General features: G+C 50.7%; 12 protein-coding genes. 6 read left to right on the top strand and 6 right to left on the bottom strand.

The window, feature by feature from the left end; genetic code table 11:
• Positions 1 to 319 precede the first annotated feature (319 nt).
• Positions 320 to 1039, bottom strand: a complete 720-nt coding sequence (gene ribE / locus NG795_RS04085) for a riboflavin synthase (RefSeq protein ID WP_367287392.1) — start codon at positions 1037 to 1039, stop codon at positions 320 to 322.
• A gap of 321 nt (positions 1040 to 1360) precedes the next feature.
• Here ribE and NG795_RS04080 point away from each other — a divergent pair, with 321 nt between their 5' ends.
• From NG795_RS04080 to NG795_RS04070, 3 genes are all read left to right on the top strand, one after another.
• On the top strand, positions 1361 to 1879 hold the full coding sequence (locus NG795_RS04080) for a bifunctional nuclease family protein (RefSeq protein ID WP_367287391.1): 519 nt from the start codon (positions 1361 to 1363) through the stop codon (positions 1877 to 1879).
• A 133-nt stretch (positions 1880 to 2012) separates the two neighbouring features.
• On the top strand, positions 2013 to 3176 hold the full coding sequence (locus NG795_RS04075) for an aldo/keto reductase (protein ID WP_367287390.1): 1164 nt from the start codon (positions 2013 to 2015) through the stop codon (positions 3174 to 3176).
• Between the two features lie 144 nt (positions 3177 to 3320).
• Positions 3321 to 3956, top strand: a complete 636-nt coding sequence (locus tag NG795_RS04070) for a hypothetical protein (RefSeq protein ID WP_367287389.1) — start codon at positions 3321 to 3323, stop codon at positions 3954 to 3956.
• A gap of 20 nt (positions 3957 to 3976) precedes the next feature.
• Here the strand turns inward: NG795_RS04070 and NG795_RS04065 are convergent, their stop codons facing one another.
• Together NG795_RS04065 and NG795_RS04060 are read right to left on the bottom strand one after the other, a co-directional pair.
• Positions 3977 to 5140 carry an extracellular solute-binding protein gene (locus NG795_RS04065; RefSeq protein WP_367287388.1) on the bottom strand — a complete coding sequence of 388 codons (1164 nt, stop codon included), beginning with the start codon at positions 5138 to 5140 and terminating at the stop codon, positions 3977 to 3979.
• 151 nt (positions 5141 to 5291) lie between these two features.
• Positions 5292 to 5831, bottom strand: a complete 540-nt coding sequence (locus NG795_RS04060) for a phycobiliprotein lyase (protein ID WP_367287387.1) — start codon at positions 5829 to 5831, stop codon at positions 5292 to 5294.
• A 380-nt stretch (positions 5832 to 6211) separates the two neighbouring features.
• Between NG795_RS04060 and NG795_RS04055 the strand changes: the two genes are divergently transcribed.
• A complete protein-coding gene (locus tag NG795_RS04055) occupies positions 6212 to 6619 on the top strand; it encodes a hypothetical protein (RefSeq protein WP_367287386.1) in 408 nt (135 codons plus the stop codon).
• Between the two features lie 21 nt (positions 6620 to 6640).
• On the opposite strand, the gene cobT is transcribed toward NG795_RS04055, so the two are convergent.
• The 3 genes from cobT to NG795_RS04040 all read right to left on the bottom strand — a co-directional run bounded on the left by cobT (position 6641) and on the right by NG795_RS04040 (position 9516).
• The gene (gene cobT / locus NG795_RS04050) at positions 6641 to 7780 is read right to left on the bottom strand and encodes a nicotinate mononucleotide-dependent phosphoribosyltransferase CobT (protein WP_367287385.1); all 1140 of its coding nucleotides are present in this window, start codon (positions 7778 to 7780) and stop codon (positions 6641 to 6643) included.
• 99 nt (positions 7781 to 7879) lie between these two features.
• On the bottom strand, positions 7880 to 8677 hold the full coding sequence (locus NG795_RS04045; protein WP_367287384.1) for a DUF2232 domain-containing protein: 798 nt from the start codon (positions 8675 to 8677) through the stop codon (positions 7880 to 7882).
• 131 nt (positions 8678 to 8808) lie between these two features.
• The gene (locus NG795_RS04040) at positions 8809 to 9516 is read right to left on the bottom strand and encodes a Crp/Fnr family transcriptional regulator (protein ID WP_367287383.1); all 708 of its coding nucleotides are present in this window, start codon (positions 9514 to 9516) and stop codon (positions 8809 to 8811) included.
• Positions 9517 to 10978: 1462 nt separating this feature from the next.
• On the opposite strand from NG795_RS04040, the gene NG795_RS04035 reads away from it, so the two are divergent.
• Positions 10979 to 13825 (top strand): hypothetical protein, encoded by a 2847-nt coding sequence (locus tag NG795_RS04035; protein ID WP_367287382.1) that lies wholly within the window; start codon positions 10979 to 10981, stop codon positions 13823 to 13825.
• A gap of 99 nt (positions 13826 to 13924) precedes the next feature.
• Positions 13925 to 15910, top strand: a complete 1986-nt coding sequence (locus NG795_RS04030; RefSeq protein WP_367287381.1) for a hypothetical protein — start codon at positions 13925 to 13927, stop codon at positions 15908 to 15910.
• The last annotated feature ends 287 nt before the right edge of the window (positions 15911 to 16197 follow it).

The raw sequence follows: 16197 nt of genomic DNA, 5'->3' as shown, positions 1-16197 counted from the left end.
AACGACTGAAGTCGTTACTACGAACAATTAAAAACGACTGAAGTCGTTACTACGAACAATTAAAAACGACTGAAGTCGTTACTACGAACAATTAAAAACGACTGGGTTTGGCTTAACAATTCTTTACAGCCGCGCCTAAAAAAAATAGGCATCGGGGCTTGTGTTGTTGCACCCGATGCCGTATTATGTGATAATGGGAAGCTTGACTCTTATAAAAAAAGTGATTATATATCCATTATAACATAATATATCAAAACCCCGAAAAAAACGCAACCCCTGAAGGAAAAAAAATGTGCCGGGGTGATAGTGAACTTAACCATTAAAGATAACCATGTTCGGCCAGAAAAGAGGGAGAAATCGGGTCAAAACCGGAAAGGGAGGGAATGGCCTCATCAGAGGGGTTTTCCTCAATGGGAGAAGCGAAACGGGACCGGATGAATTTACCAACATATTTGCCTAAAATATCGGCTTCTAGGTTAACCCAGTGACCGAGTTGGAGATGGCGCAGGTTGGTTTCGGCATAGCTGTGGGGAATGACCGCAGCGGTAAAGTAAGTGCCTTTTTCATCACAGTCAGCGATGGTGAGACTGATGCCATTGACTGCAATGCTGCCTTTGGGAACGATATAGGGGGCAATTTGGCGCTGCCATAGCAGTTGGGAAGCGGGGGGTGCCGTGAAGGTCATTTCCCAGGAACTGGCGGTTTGGAGGGACTGTTGCAGACAGCCGATCGCATCCACATGACCTGTAACAAAATGACCGCCTAATTTGCTGCCGACGCGCAGAGAGGTTTCGAGATTGACGTAGGTATGGGAGACCCTGCCGAGGGTGGTGCGATCGAGGGTTTCCGGGGAGGCGATCGCCACAAAACCTCGGGGCAAAATCTCGACGACGGTTAAACAAACCCCATCAACGGCGACGCTATCCCCTAATGCTAAATCCGTGAGCACCGTTTCCGCGCCGGAATGACAGGAAATTTTGAGATTTTCTGTCCCAGTCGCCTCAATCGTGCCTAATCCCTGAATTAATCCGGTAAACATGGCGTTTTCCTTGAAATTGCATAAATTCTCGACAGTTCGTTACTATTTTTGCCAATCCCCTGTCAAAATTTTTATTAAATTCCTGGCAAAAGAGGGATCTAAGCGGCCAAAGAAGAAGGCATACTGGAATTTATCAAGCTAAAAAAAGCACAGTGGCCGAGCAGAGGTAGGGACCATGCGACTGCACTTCGGGTTGAACCTAACCGTTTTGCCTTAACGTTATAGTGAAACATGGACCTGTCTGAAACCGGAGAACGAGACTTACAAAAGAAGTGTCGAGTTCATTATCCCCCATAGCGTGTTCTTAAAGAGGCCGAGCCGATGATTGAGATGAAAGTCGCTGGAATTGCATTAGATGCAGCAACAAGGAGTCCGATAGTGCTCCTCAGAGACGCCGGAGATCGACGAGCTCTGCCGATCTATATAGGCCAAGACCAAGCTAGGTCAATTATTAGCGCCCTCGAAAGCCAAAAACCGCCTAGGCCTTTGACCCATGATCTCATGGTAAATATCCTAGAAGAATATGAGCTTAGTTTAGACCGGATTATTATTCATGCTTTACAAGACAATACGTTCTATGCAGTCCTGAAGCTTCGTCACGGAGAAGTGATTAAGGAAATTGATGCCCGTCCTTCCGATGCGATCGCCTTAGCACTACGGACCAACAGCCCGATTTGGGTGATGGAAGAAGTCGTGGCGGATGCCTCGATTCCCGTGGATCGAGAAGCAGATGAAGCAGAACGGCAAGCGTTCCGTGACTTTGTTTCTAACATTAGCCCGGAAGATTTCATTCAGCGTAAAGAATTTGGTCCGGGTAGTGGAGAAGTGCAAGAATCGTAGAGCGTTTCAGGGGATGCGGAAGCAAGGGGAATCAAGAATTTAGAATCAAGAGAAACCCTAGAATCTGGGCATTCTAATTCCTCAATTCCCGGCCTTCCTCCCTGGAACGAAATCTGAGGAAAAAAGGTAAATCGTGGATTACCGCCGATTTGGAAAAACCAATCTATCTCTGTCTATTTTTTCCCTGGGAACGATGCGATATTTGGCGTCCCCAGAAAATGCGATCGCCACAGTCAAAGCAGCGGTGAAACGGGGAATCAACCATCTGGAAACCGCCCGAGGATATGGCAACAGTGAAGAATATCTCGGAATCGCTCTGATGGAATTGTTGCAGGGAAACTCTCCGGTTCAGCGAGGACAATTGTACATCACCACTAAACTCCCTCCGTCAGGGAAGGCGGAAGAAGTGGAACGGTGCATTGATGAATCATTAGACCGGCTCAAGGTGAATTATTTGGATGGGTTAACCATTCATGGAATCAATACCCGCCAACATTTAGAGTGGGTGTTGGACTCTCAGGGAGGAATGCAGGGGATTAACCAAGCTTTGAGGGATGGTCGAGTTCGACATCTCGGATTTTCTACTCATGGCAGCTTAGATTTAATTTTAGAGACTATTAACACCGATTTATTTGAATTTATTAATCTACATTACTACTATTTCTTCCAGCGCAATGCTGCCGCAGTCGCCTTAGCGCATCAAAAAGATTTAGGCATTTTTATTATTTCTCCGGCGGACAAAGGGGGAAAACTTCATACCCCACCAGAGCAACTTTCCCAACTCTGTCATCCCTTAACTCCCCTAGAATTTAACTATCAGTTTTTGTTAAGTGACCCGCGCATTACCACCTTAAGTTTTGGGGCCGCCAACCCAGAAGAACTCACCCTGCTCGATCGCCTGTCCTTTCTCCAGAACCCGATAGACCAAAACGACAGCACAGCTATTCCCATCCCACAAGACACCATCAACCGCTTAGAAACCCATGCCACCCAGGTTTTAGGTTCAGATCAATGCAGTCAATGTTATGCCTGTTTGCCTTGTCCGGAAGCTATTAATATTCCCGAAATCTTACGATTAAGAAATCTTGCCGTTGCTTACTCCATGACCGACTATGGTCAATACCGATATTCCATGTTTGAAAATGCCGGACATTGGTTTCCCGGCATGAAAGGAAATCGCTGTACCGACTGCGGAGATTGTTTACCCCGATGTCCAGAACAACTGAATATCCCAGCACTCTTAGAAGATACGCACGATCGCCTCAAGGGTAAATCCGGTCGGCGGTTATGGGGGTAATCCGATTGAGATTATTTAACCGATAGACCAGAACCCGGGTTTCTCGCACCAATTGGCTGAAAAAAAGCCAAAACTTTGTGAAGAAACCCGGTTTCTAACCGTTACGGTTTCGACAGACTAGCAGGGATTTTAAATAAAAAAAATATGCCAACAGAACGCGATAAAATTTATCTAACTGAGCAATTGCAGGGGAGTAGTCCACTCGCGTTGCCTGGAATTGTTCTCTATTTACTCCTACTCGGGTTAATTCCACTTTGGGCGAGAGTCGGATTGACTCAAACTTCCGCGCCAGCATTAGAAGCAGTAGAGGACCTGGTACCACCGGACGATCGCAAACTCCCGGCTTTAGAACTCCAACAGATGCCTCCGGAAAAACCCCCATTACAGTTCCTAACCATCCCACCGGAAATCGATCCCGCCGAATTTAATATCACCACGAATTACACGATTTCTCAAACTGGGGTGACGGTTCCTTCTTTATGGTGGGTTAACGAACAGTTTGGGTATAGACTGGTCGAGAACTGGTTAGCCTACCCCCGGAATGGAGAGGATACAGGCACGGTGGATCTGATTGTCAACCGTCAAAGCTGGAGTTTGTTGGATTACCTGCAACGCTATGAGTTTTTGAATCATTTCGGGCAAGTAGCGAAGGATTACGGGTACAACATCCGGGTGTTTACTCGTCAGCAACGACTGTTAGGGACTTATACCTGTACCTCAGAACCAGTCGCCTGCAATTTGTGGCTGGATTCCCAGGTATTAGATAGCCAAGCGCCGTAAAACTGGGGCCATTCCAACCCTTAACTCAGCCGGATTTCTCGCCAGAGGGCCTGATATGTTTCCGCAATCTCGGGGGTGAGGGGTTCGATAAATTCGCTATTGGCGATCGCCTCGGCAGTGGGTAAGAGTATCCCATCAGTTTGCAAGGCGTTGGGTAACTCTCCTCGGTCCCGATTCAACAACATGGGAGAGGCAGCTTTACTCAATTGAGAAAGTTGAACCACCATTTCCGGGCTCCAGCAAAAATTGATCCATTGGTTTGCCAAAGCAGAAGCGGGGGGTGGTGTTTCTGTGTTCACTGGATTGGGTCCTGCCGGTCGGACCCACAATTCTGACCATAACGCTGTTCCCGAGGGAGGAACCACGGCGCGAATTTTAGGATTGCGCTGCATGGTTGCCAGGATATCGGTGGACCATCCCACAGCGACCCAAGTATCTCCAAGCACTAAGGGTTGGAGATAGGTATCGGAACTATAGAGTCTAGCTTGGCGATGGAGTGCGAGGAGTTTGTCTTTGAGTTCGGGAATATCATCGAGGCGATCGCGATTGTAGGAGTGACCGAGGGTTTTGAGGGTTAACCCAATCACTTCCCGGGGACTGTCCAGCAATGAGAGGCGATCGCGCAGTTCCGGACGCCACAAATCACTCCAATCTTGGGGTGTCCAGCCTAAATCGCTGAATTTATCCGCCCGATAGGCAATCACCGTGGTTCCCCAACGATAGGGTGCGCCCCAAACCTGACCCTCGGGGTCCAGTTTTCCTTCAGCATTTCGTCGGACCAAAGTTTGCCATTGGGAGGGGAGGTTGTCCCATTGTTCTAGGGTGGTGGGGTCCAGGGGGAGAATCAGTTCTTGGGCGATCGCCCGTTCTAACCAGTAATTTCCTAACGTCACCAAATCTGCCAAGTTAGAGGGTCCAGCATCTTGATTCCTCCCCGGCAGATTCCATCGGCGACCCGAGTTATTGGATGGGGGTTTTTTCCACTGTTGCAGGAGTCGAAACAACTCGTCTAACTGTGCCGCAGGGGAAAAGTTTAAAACCGCCCGGTTGTCCAGTTGCTTGCGGAATTCCCCCATTGCTTGGGCGGGAATGGAACTTTTCAACAGCAGAATTTTGAGAGTTTGGCGATCAACAGTCCCACATCCGCTCAACACTTGAGCAAGGGCGAGGGTACTGAGGCTCATTAAAAAAGATCTTCGATTCACGCGCTTAATAATAGGATTTTGTTTAATCACACTCGTCCCTAGGGGAAACGGGATGACTTTCATCTGAGGGAAGGGCTAGAAATTAAACTCTTCCCGTTTCCCGATGCTTTCCTATTTTAGCGGTCAAATCCTATTCTTCGATACGCTTTTCTAAATACTGACCGATGGTTTGTTGTTCTCCGGCGCGAGAGATGATGGTTTGGCGGGTCCGGTAGCGATCGCCAATCAGTTTTAATTCTTCCTCAAAAACCGAGCCATTATATTCGGTTTTCAGGCACAAAGTTTGAGGATTGGCAAAGTAAAAGGTCGCTTGTACCGGGTCCCGAGTTAAAAAGCCGCTGTCCCGATAGAGGATATTTTCTCTCGCGCCAAACAGGGTACTCCCGGCAGATTTCTTTTTGCCGGAAACCGACTCTCTACTTTCCCAGGAGACTTCACTGCCACAGGTGAGGGCATTCTGTTCCGGCAGTTGATGGCGTTTTGCCAGTTCTATCAGTTCTGGACAGCCTGGTTCTAAAAACCGCACCGTAATTATGCTCACCATTTCCTGGGTGTTCCCCTCGGGTAAGGTATAGTAGCGGCGATCGGAATGCCATCGGCCCTCGGATTTTTGGAAAAAATCCGCAATCAGCGATTTCCGGGTCGATTGGGCTAAGTTGATTGAAGTCATCAGCGTTCTTACCTCCTCCGGTTAGGGATTGATAGCCTATCAATCTGACCCGGAAAGTTGTTGTCAATTTTGTTACTTTTCTTAAGATATCTTCACAATTGGGGGAGTGCCATCCAACCGGGGATGGATTTTCCATCGGGGAGAGATTAAAAATAAAACTGCCCTTAGTCCCTTAGCGACCCGCTAACCGGATGGGCGGTTTTCAAGGGGCAAGGGTGAAATCAGAGGTGGTTACAGCAAGGTAACAAAACCTATATTTTCATCGAGTTTTGAGGCAAATATCTTTAAACCTTAAATAATCTAAAAAGAATTCCTATTTTGGGCCAAACCGTATCTAAGATTGAGGAGAAAAAAGCAACCCTAAAAATCGGGGTCTAAAGATGGAATCATTAGAACACCAGGTGTATGTCTTAAACCATAAAGTCAATGACTTGTATCAAACCCTCGAACAGCTTAATAGAAAAATCTCTCTGTGTTTGGGACAGCAGAGTTTGAACGTTCCCCCCCCGCCCAGTGAGTCCCCGGAAGCCCTCCTGAGAAAGCGGTATGCTTACGCGATCGGGAATTTGGTCTCAACGACCTTAGAAGAGTCGGAAGAGTTGGAGCATAAAGATGTACTCAAGGAGAAAAATGAGCGCCATCAACCGGAGAAACCCGTTCAAAATAATATTGACTCGGAATTAAGCCCAGAAATTCAAATCCGGCGATTGACGGCACAATTAACCGCTGCCTACCACCGGATAGCGGAGTTAGAAGAACAGTTGATGGCGAAAAGAGTGCACTCTTAGAGGGCAACTAGAGGCAAACCGTTAAAGACTCAGGCGAGCATACCGCAGGGTGAGCGCTTCAATGGCTTGTAAGAGTTGAGATTGATTCCAGTTTTGGTAAAGATGTGCAGCGATCGCGCAACCTCCGGCACCGACTCCTTCCTTGACGAATCCGCGCTCATAGGCACAAAGTTGAGGATAACGAGAATCGGCAAAACTGAGTTGAGTTGCCAATAAAGGGACAGGACCGACGGCTGTAGCCAGTCCCACGGTGTCTCCAGTCGGGTCTTCAGCAACCCAGCGGGTGGTTCCGACCACGATGCGATCGCTATTCCAGGGGAGGGCATGATAAGAAGCCACTGCCCGAATTAAAGCATAGACCGCCAGCATTTGCGTCCCACCGGCCAACAGGACACCACAGACACGACTGGCGGCGATCGCCATGCCTGCGGCTACTGCTTGCATCGGGTCTCCCACCGCTGCGATCGCCATCAAAGGGTCTAAATTATAGCCCGTGATTCCCCCAGAAACCGGCTTCAACTCGGTGCGATGCCGATGCGCTTCTGCCAAACCCGCCTGTACCAAGGCCAACTTTTGCTGATGATTGCACAGGGGATGAGAACTATTCACCTTCCCGTTGGCATCAATTCCTAAATCCATCAACACCGAGAGGGCCGTGGTGGTGCCGCCAACGACACATTCGGCAACAATCAAATACCCCTCTGGATGCGCCTGGGCGAGTTTCTGGCCCCAATGGAGTCCCGCTGCAAATAACCGTTGCACCGTTGAGAGTTCCAACGCCTTGCCGGTACTCAGACAGATTGCGGGAGTTCCCCCCAGGTCCACCGCTGGGACCGCTGGGGGGTGGGGTAAACCCGCATTAAAGACCGTCAGGGGAATGTTTTGGGCTTCTAGGACAGCGCGAGAAATCAGGACCGGCGAGGCTCCTGCTTGGAGAGGGGGGAGGGGATATTGGGGATGGGGACGGGGACCGGAGTAGAGAAATTCTGCATCAGCGATCGCCGTGTATTGGCGATCGTGTGGGGTTGCACCGGCAGCGGAAATCCCGGGAATTAAACCCGTTTCAGTAAAGCCGAGAATGCAGGCCAAGTGGGGTTGCTGTCCGCGATAGCGATCGAGCCACTGTTGTCCCTGTTCAAGCTGAGTGTAAATTCGGATCACGAGAGGCTGAGGGGGGAAGACTTCAGGGATGGGGTGGACTGTCAAGGTCGGGGATCAGGAGAGTCTCACCCTTGAGGGACTCTGTGGGGTTGGGTCGGCTTATTCTTCATCAAGTAAAACTTGTACCCAAGGCGGTGGGGGTGGAATGGGATTTCCGATTTTTTCGAGGAGGAGAGAGGCGGCTAAATGTACCGCAAACAGGTAGATGAGATTCTGAACCCAGACTAAAATTGCGGCTAAGGCTTGAATGACATATAGACTCGGCTGAACGAGCAATCCCATCCTCAGAAAGAGCCAGTCGGCAAGCTCGGTAATTTGAATCGTCAGGTAAATCCAAAGGTCTTCCCCGACGAGAATTCCTAACAGCCAGAGGCGAAAGAAGAAGCCAAAAGCACCGAGGAGAGAGCCCAGAAGGATGGCAACTTCCCAACTGGCGCGACGCTTCCAGAGACATCCGAGCAAGACCCCCAGAAGACCAAACGGGACCACAAAGAGAATGCTGCGCGTGGGTCCCATGAGAACAGAGAGCAACAAACCGGAGACAACGGCACCCATCCAGGCGGCGCGATTCCCCCAGCGGAGGTAAACCAGGGCGATCGGGACCGGAAAAAAAATCCGCAGCACGGGACCGAGGGGAAAGTAATAATTGATCAGCCAAATCAAGCTGGCGGTACTGGCAAAAAAGGCGGTTTCGACCAGAATTAAGGCATTATTTGGGAGTCTGCCTGGGGCAACTGAGGAAGCCGAGGTGCTGCGAGGGACTGAGGATTCCCGAAGATCCTCCGTAAGGGAGTCGGGTACCCCAGAGGAATCGGGAGGACCTAGGGGTTCTGAATTGGGATTGGGATTAGGAGACGGGGAAGCGGAATTTGGGTTACTATCTGCAAAATCAACCATCAAATTGTGTCCAATCAGTTAACCGTTAACGATTTAGGGTGAAGCGTTAACGGTTGAATTTGGGTCTGGAGAATGGGGTCAAGACGGCGATCGCCCCTTAAATAAGTCCAGGGCGATCGCGCTTAAGGGTGCTAGACCATGAGACGTTCCAGGGCGTTGACATCTGGGATACAGAGGATCTCGCGATCGCGCTTAATCAAACCCTTCTTCTCTAGTTTACTCAATACCCGAGTGACCGTTTCCCGAGCTAATCCACTCAGACTGCTTAATTCCCGATGGGGTAAATTGGGAATTTCGATCCCTTCAGGAGATTGCTTTCCTTGTCCCTCGGCTAAAAATAAGATAATATCCGCCACCCGAGAGGTGCTATCGGATTCTCTCAACCGCAATCGCCGGTTGACTTGGCGCAGACGTCTTGCCATCAACTGAGCTAACCGAATTCCCGCTAAGGGTTCGGTATGAATTAACTGCACAAAATCCTGGGCAGGGAGATTGCCAATCGTGGTCGGGGCCAGGGTAATCACATCAGTAGAACGGGGCACTTCATCCAAGGCGGCCATTTCGCCAAAGATTTCACCAGAGCCTAAAATATTCAGAGTGACTTCCTTGCCATCGAGGTTATAGGTGCGAATTTTGACCCATCCCTCTAATAAAAAATAAACAGAACTTCCCCAGTCATTTTCCAACAAAATGACTTGATTCGGGGGATGGGTGCGGCTAACAATATGCGCCGTTGCCCGTTCTACAACGGAGTCCGGTAATCCATTAAAAAACGGAGTTGCGCGAATTAATTCTTCAACGTTGGGTACAGAATCGCGAGAGGTAAATCTTTCATCCATTAGGCCATCCTCTTATAAACGCGCCAGGGGTAAATCGATGTTTTTCCTAAATCGGGTTGTACTGAACCAAGAGATGACCGATTACATTCTTTTAGGGACTCTTTTAGGGACTTGCTACAGATAGACCAGACAGTTGGCATCGACTGGATACTGTCCGAAACAATATAAAGAAACAACATAAAACATAAACCAATTTGTACTTTTAGGAGTTTAGAAGTTTAGGGTTTGGCTGTTGTTGTCAATGGGCAAGGGAGGAAAACCTGCACCTTTTCCTACTGAAATTATGCGGAACCCTGGGATAAACCGCCACCGATGTTGCACTGAGAGTAGACAGGGTGTTTTGTCCCTCTAATTGATCGCCTCTGGCTCACTGGCCTATCCAAGGGTCTGATTCCTGAAGTCCTTGTGCCGGGGTAGGTGGGGTCCTCAATGGACGATCGGGGTTCGGAACTGTAAAAATCACAGGGCGATCGCCTTGTCTGTTCAGAGTAGTGTACTCACTACTTTAACTATATCTGGATTGGGGGCCTCTACTACAGGAATTTTCAGCGGTTTTCCGGGGTGCTCCGCCGCAGCTTCAGCTCCCACCCGCCTAGCGGACTCAGGAATGGCGAAGGTAGGCATCCCAAATTAGGAACCTCTGTTTTAAGACCCCCAAATACCCATCGAGCCAGACTCGACTAGAAACATCCTTTTTTAATAAGATCCCAGAAAACACTTAGCCATAATAACCTATTAGAGAGTCTGACCCCACAGACTCTTGATCAGATCCCTGGGGGGTCTGCTCTTTTACCCCCCATCGCCTTTAGGACTGATCCACCCCAACCCAGAAACCGGGTTTCTCCATCCCTATTTTTGCTCAAGCCCCGACCCTTTTCGTAGAAACGCGGTTTCTTCTGGTCAGTCGGGGGTTAGCCTGTCCCGGGGTCCAGTTTATCGGGGTATTTGTAATAAAATGGGCTTAGGGCATTCTGATAACAGGTGACAGGAATCTGGAAGTGTGTTTCGGACCGTTTCTTCGGGCTTCTATCCGGGATTAATTTGTCCCTCAACCCGGGATCGGCGATCGGCTAACCCCTGTTCAAGGGCGGTTGTGCCGATCGCCTCCGCCCAAAAATTAATTCAGCCGAAACCGTTGGCAATCAAGCCTCATGGTTTTCATCTTTGAGGATGCCTGTACAGTATTGGGAAAACCCACCGGGTTGATGACAAGATCTGGGCTTTTGAAAGCACCCAATCGGGGCCAAAAACCTGCTTTCTCCTCCCTGGGATCTCAAACTGTACCCAGGCTCTAGTCGCAACAACCCCACTGAGTCGCCCTTGCCTGGATTCGAGGCTCATCCATTGGAATCGTCCGAAAATGAATCAAAAAATTGCCTCGCCACAAGCTACGATACGTTAAAAGTACCAGTATTTTCGGGGCAACGGGGAAGTCTGTGCTGTTCTTATCGCCAGAGGTTCTATGGTGAGTTCTAATCGGGATCAACTACAAGCACTGATTGCAGACATTGATGGAATTCTGCGAAAAATGAACTCCCGCCTCGCGTGGTGGAGTTCGGGAGATACTCGTCGGGTTTTGGAGCGAGTTCGTCTCTATCTGGATTCCCAACTGGCTTCCGAGGGCAGCCGGGGAGTAGCGCTGAGTGCTATGCCGCCTTATGCGATCGCCCCAGGAGCCGTGAGTCAAGCGGCTGAAGCTCAAGCGGTTTTGCAAGCCCTGATGCAAGATTTGAGTGGGTTACGGACTAACCTGATGCAACCCTTACAGGAAGAAATCGCCACGTTACGACAAGAGCGATATTCCCTAATGGCAGAAGTCCGGGAGTTGGAGCAAAGACAACGGCATTACCAGACCCTGGCGGGACAACAGGCTCATCAACAACAGGCGATCGCCGACTTTCTCCAAGCCTTACTCGGACCCCTACAAGACCGACTCTCCCAACAGGTTTCTCAGGCGATCGGACAAATCGAAACCCAACTCTTAACCGAGGGGACTGGCGATCGCCTCGAAGCCGGTGCTGTCGAATCTAAGTTCCTCGAAAAACTCAATGCCTTGACTGTAGAGACTTCTGGCCTGTTATCCCCGGAAGCCCGATTAGAACAGTTGCAGCGCTTACAGGGGGAATCCGATCGCCTCTTGATGTCCCTCGACTCTACCCTGCGCGTTGTCTTTGAAGCCCTCGAACGCAACGTCAACAGTTACAATGACTCCCTAGTTCAAGGCTTAGACAAGATGCATCGCCTCGGACAGCAAGGGGAACTGATGTTTAGCGCCTTGGTCAATCACCTGGCCCAACTCTTAGGTCAAGAGACCTCCTCCTATTTACAATCCTCCCTGCGCCTGCTCTCTTCGACTCAAGCGGCGATCGCAAACGAGCAGGATTCCCCCCCAAAATCCGACCCAGAACCCTCTAACCTAGACTCACCACCCACTCCACCGAAACCTCCAAAAACCCCTCCCGTCCCCTCTGTCCAACCCGAACCCCAGGCGAAATCTCCCTCTCAAAAGCAGCCTAAAACGCCCCAAGTTTCTGCCCCAGCATCGGCCTCTGAACTGTCCCTAGAAGAGAACCCTGAACTGCTTACCTTCCCCTTTGCCGGAGCAGAATTGACCCCTCCCCTAGAGGCAGCAGAGGATGAAACCCCCGAGGCATCTGCGGACCTGGACCAGGCAACGGTGAGACCCCCTCAAACCCTCCCCAAAACTCGGTTAGAAATGTCTCAAGACAACTTTGAACTCGCTGCACAATGGGCTGAAAGTGCTGAAGGGGAGGAGTTGTCCGAGGCGATCGCCCCGGAAAATAGCCCCATTTCTCCCTCGGATCTGGACTTCGAGGACCTACCTGAATTAGGTCTGGAGGGGTGGGTGACAGAGGATGATGACTTGCCCGAAAATTGGGAGTTGTCTGAGGGTTTGGAACTCGAAGAAAATCTCCCTCCCCCATCAGAGTTCATCCCGGAGTCGGGGGATGCAGATTTATTCGCCATCGGTGAAGAACCGAACAGTGCCGAGACTCCGGAGACTTCCCCCTATGGCGAGGATGACTTATTTGCGGAATTGGAGAGTCGCACTGATGCTCCAGGAATGGGGGGCGAGTATTCGGAAGACTATATGGATGAGTTTCTGTTTGGCGATCGCCTAGAGTCCCAGCTTACAGAGTCGGACGCTACCATCCCAGCAGAAATCACCAAAGCGCGATCGGTTTCAGAAACCCAATCCCCTCCCCCACCCCAAAAGACTGAAACCCCCAGGGAACCCGAACCTCCAGCAACCCCACCCGAGGAACCCACAGACGATTTGTTTGCTGATTTTGAGACGGTTCCCGAGGCAACCGCAGTCTCCCCAGAACCGGCAGCGTTACCGCACCCAGAACCCGAAAGGGTCGAGGATGCAGCCGATGCCCTCATGGAGGATTGGCTGCCCGAATTTGAGGAGGTGGCGATCGCCTCGGACCTGGATTTAAAGGGAGACTGGGAAGAAAGCGGCTATATTCCGGCTTCCCCCCAAGAAGATTTACTCCCAGATGCGGACCTAGAAGAGGACCTCGACAATCTTTGGCTGAGTAATACCGGCATCAAACGCTTAGATGAGGACCTCTCTAAATTAGAGGAAGCAGAAGCCCAGGGCGCAAGTCCGGACCCCTCAGACTGGCAGGGGACCGAAGTTAGCGCCGAACAATGGCTGGAGGACCTCGCCGCTGAACCTCCGTTATCGGAGGCAGACAGATTAGAGGAGTTGGATGGAACTCTGCCTTGGGAAGAGAGTGGAGATACTTCCTTAGATGCCAATGAGGCAGACTTGCGGTGGGAGGCAGAGGACCCGGACCCGAATGCGATCGCCCTCAAAGCCGACTTGACCTCGCAAATGCCACCCCCCTCCCCGCCGGAAACCGGGCGTAAACTGCCAGGAAAAGCCGCTCAACCTTCTAAAACTCAGTCCAAATCCCTCAAATCCCAGAAAACCGGATCTGGAGCAACCCCGGGGTCTTCTCGTCTTAACGGTGAAAGTAAGCCCGAGGCAAGGGGGCGATCAAACAATGTTTTGCCCACCTTAGATGATATTTTTGCCGAACTAATGGCAACAAATCCGCCTCCAGTGGTCAAAGTCACAGCAGAGGAAGATGTCAACCATGAAACAGTGGAAGATTTTTTCGCTGACTTCATGGATGATGAGGAGGAAGCCACTACACCTGGCGATCGCGAACCGGAGGCAGATGAGCCAGGGCTCCCCATTTCCCCAGAGGATGACCTTGCCAATCCCACCCTGGATAATTTCTTTGACAGTTGGTCCGATGCTCCCAGTATCTGATTCAACCGCTGAGTTTTTCCGGGGAACACCTGCGCGTTTAGCATAGTTAACAGTTAAACTCATTTTGGGACGGCAACCAGCTAAGGGGGAAACAGAAGAATGGCAGTGCCAAACGGATCGGCAGGGTTCTGGTATTTGGGAATTGATCTCGGGACGACTCACCTGTCGGCAGCTTTGTTCGATCGCCTCACCTGTCAGTTATATCCGCTTTATTGGCATCCCCTCGGTTCTCAGGGTTCTGACCCCACGTTTCGCTTACCTTCCCAAGTTTATCTCCGGTCCCAGGGATGGTGGTTGCATCAGTTTAAACCCCTGTTATTGCCGGGGATTGCGGGAACAAAAGGGAAGGACAAGCTTTGGGACTCGGGAATGCACCCGACGGTTGTCCCCCTGGAGTTGCTGAATCGCAAACGGGCAAAACGGGAGGTGGTGTTACGATCGCATGGAAGGTCCCTCGGATTAAGCGATTTGCTTGATGCGTTAAGTGCGCTGTTGGCAACGATCGCCGCTGCTGGGGTGGCTCCATTGGCCCAAGGGTTGGGGTTGCCGGTGGTGGAAGTGGCATCGGGTTCTGGGCGATCGCTCAGGTTGCCTTCTGTTTCCTCTCCTCGCAGTCATGCTGTTGCTACCCTGTCATCGGCCCTGACGATGGCGACCCCTTCTGCTGCGATTGGGGGTGCTGCCGGGTTAGAACCCGATCGGTTTCCCGAGGCGATCGCTCAGTTGCGTGGGGCAATTGTGAGTTTTCCCGGCAGTTGGCCCGATAGTTATTGTTTTAATATTCGCGAATCTATTTTAAGTGCGAAGCTTGTCCAAGAAGCGTCCCAAGTGCTATTTGTGGAAAATGCAGTCGCTGCATGGCTCTCAGTCCTTCCGGGTGTCGGTGGAGAACGGGTGACGATTCCTTCGGTCTTATCTCGACAATTTCACCCCCAGGAAGGACCCGGAGCCAGTTGGCACCGCTCTCGGGCGGTGGGGATGCGCTATGGGTTGGCGATCGATTCCGGTGCGACAATGACAGAGTTGGCATTGGTTGCGGTGCCAGAAAACCTGGAGGAACTCAGTGAGTCTCACTTCAAAACTCGCAGTTTTCCCTATGCAGGTCAAGGGTTAGATCAAGATATAATTTGTCAGTTATTTTGGACGGAGGCAGTCCGTCGGGAAAATCGGGGATATTGGTATCTGGGGTGCGATTTGGAGTTACCCCGCCCGGGAGAACCGGATGGGGTGCGGCGAATGCAGTTACAGCAGCGATTACTTGAACATCCCGCTGGAAGAGAATTGTTAGCGGCAGCGGAAGAGGTGAAGTTGGCGCTGCAAGAGCGAGATGTATATCCGGTGACGGTGGGGGAGTTTCGCTGGACGATCGCCCACCGGGAGTTACAAACTTTAGTGGTTGAGCCATTTCTCAACTTTTTGAATCAAGCGTTGAATGGGTTGTTGATTGAAACAGGTTTATCGGCGATCGCCATTGAGCGCGCCGTCTGTACCGGGGGGACGGCACAATCACCCTCGTTAAGGGGTTGGATGCGGCAAAAACTCCCGAATGCGACGTTAATCGCTGATCCACCCCGGGGAAATCGGGGGTCGGGTTCGAGTCGGATTGCCTTTGGGTTGGCGGCGTTGCCTTTGTATCCTCGGGTTCTGGACTTGAACCGGCAGCAGTATGGGGATTATTTTTTACTGGCGGAGTTGTTACGCGCAATCCAGGACGACAGTGCCCGGTCCTTGCGGGAAATTGTAGCATTAGTGGAACGTCGCGGGATTCACGGGCGATCGCTGGGGAGTCGGATTCAAGGGTTCCTGGAGGGGAATTTGCCTCCGGGGTTGAGTTCCTCTGTGAACTCTGTAGTCCCAATGCCCGAACTGGCGGCGACAACGGAATATCCTCTCACGCCGGATATCCCTCTGTTTGACCAGGTTGATGGCACTTATCGCGTTAATTTGGAACAGTCTGGGCGGTTGTTACAATATTTGGAGGCGATCGCCACAACGACTCATCAACATTTTGAAGAACCCCTCCTCCTTTATTTAAGTGAATTTTTAACCCCTCAACGCCATCATTCCGAAAATTTTTCTCGATAATTACTAGAAAAATGTAGTGAAAAATACAGAAAAGCGGGAAAATATCGGATATGGCCGGAAACCCCGGCTCCAGATAGGGCATCTTTGCCCCATTTCAAGGGAGCGATCGCCACAGAGTGGGGTCGCGCCCGTTGGACTTAATGTCTAGGACACACTTGGGACCATCAAAGCGCAGGGTATAGGCGTTGCAGAAGACTGGGGCTTGATTTTAAACCACACGAAAACTTTACAAAACTGACTAACATTTCAAAGTTTAAGTAAATATCAGGGGGTAGTTCTACCGAATT

Source organism: Laspinema palackyanum D2c (assembly GCF_025370875.1).
GTDB classification, from domain to species: domain Bacteria; phylum Cyanobacteriota; class Cyanobacteriia; order Cyanobacteriales; family Laspinemataceae; genus Laspinema; species Laspinema palackyanum.
The sequence above is the reverse complement of the archived record's forward strand: the minus strand, read 5'-3'. Positions and strand labels throughout refer to the sequence as shown.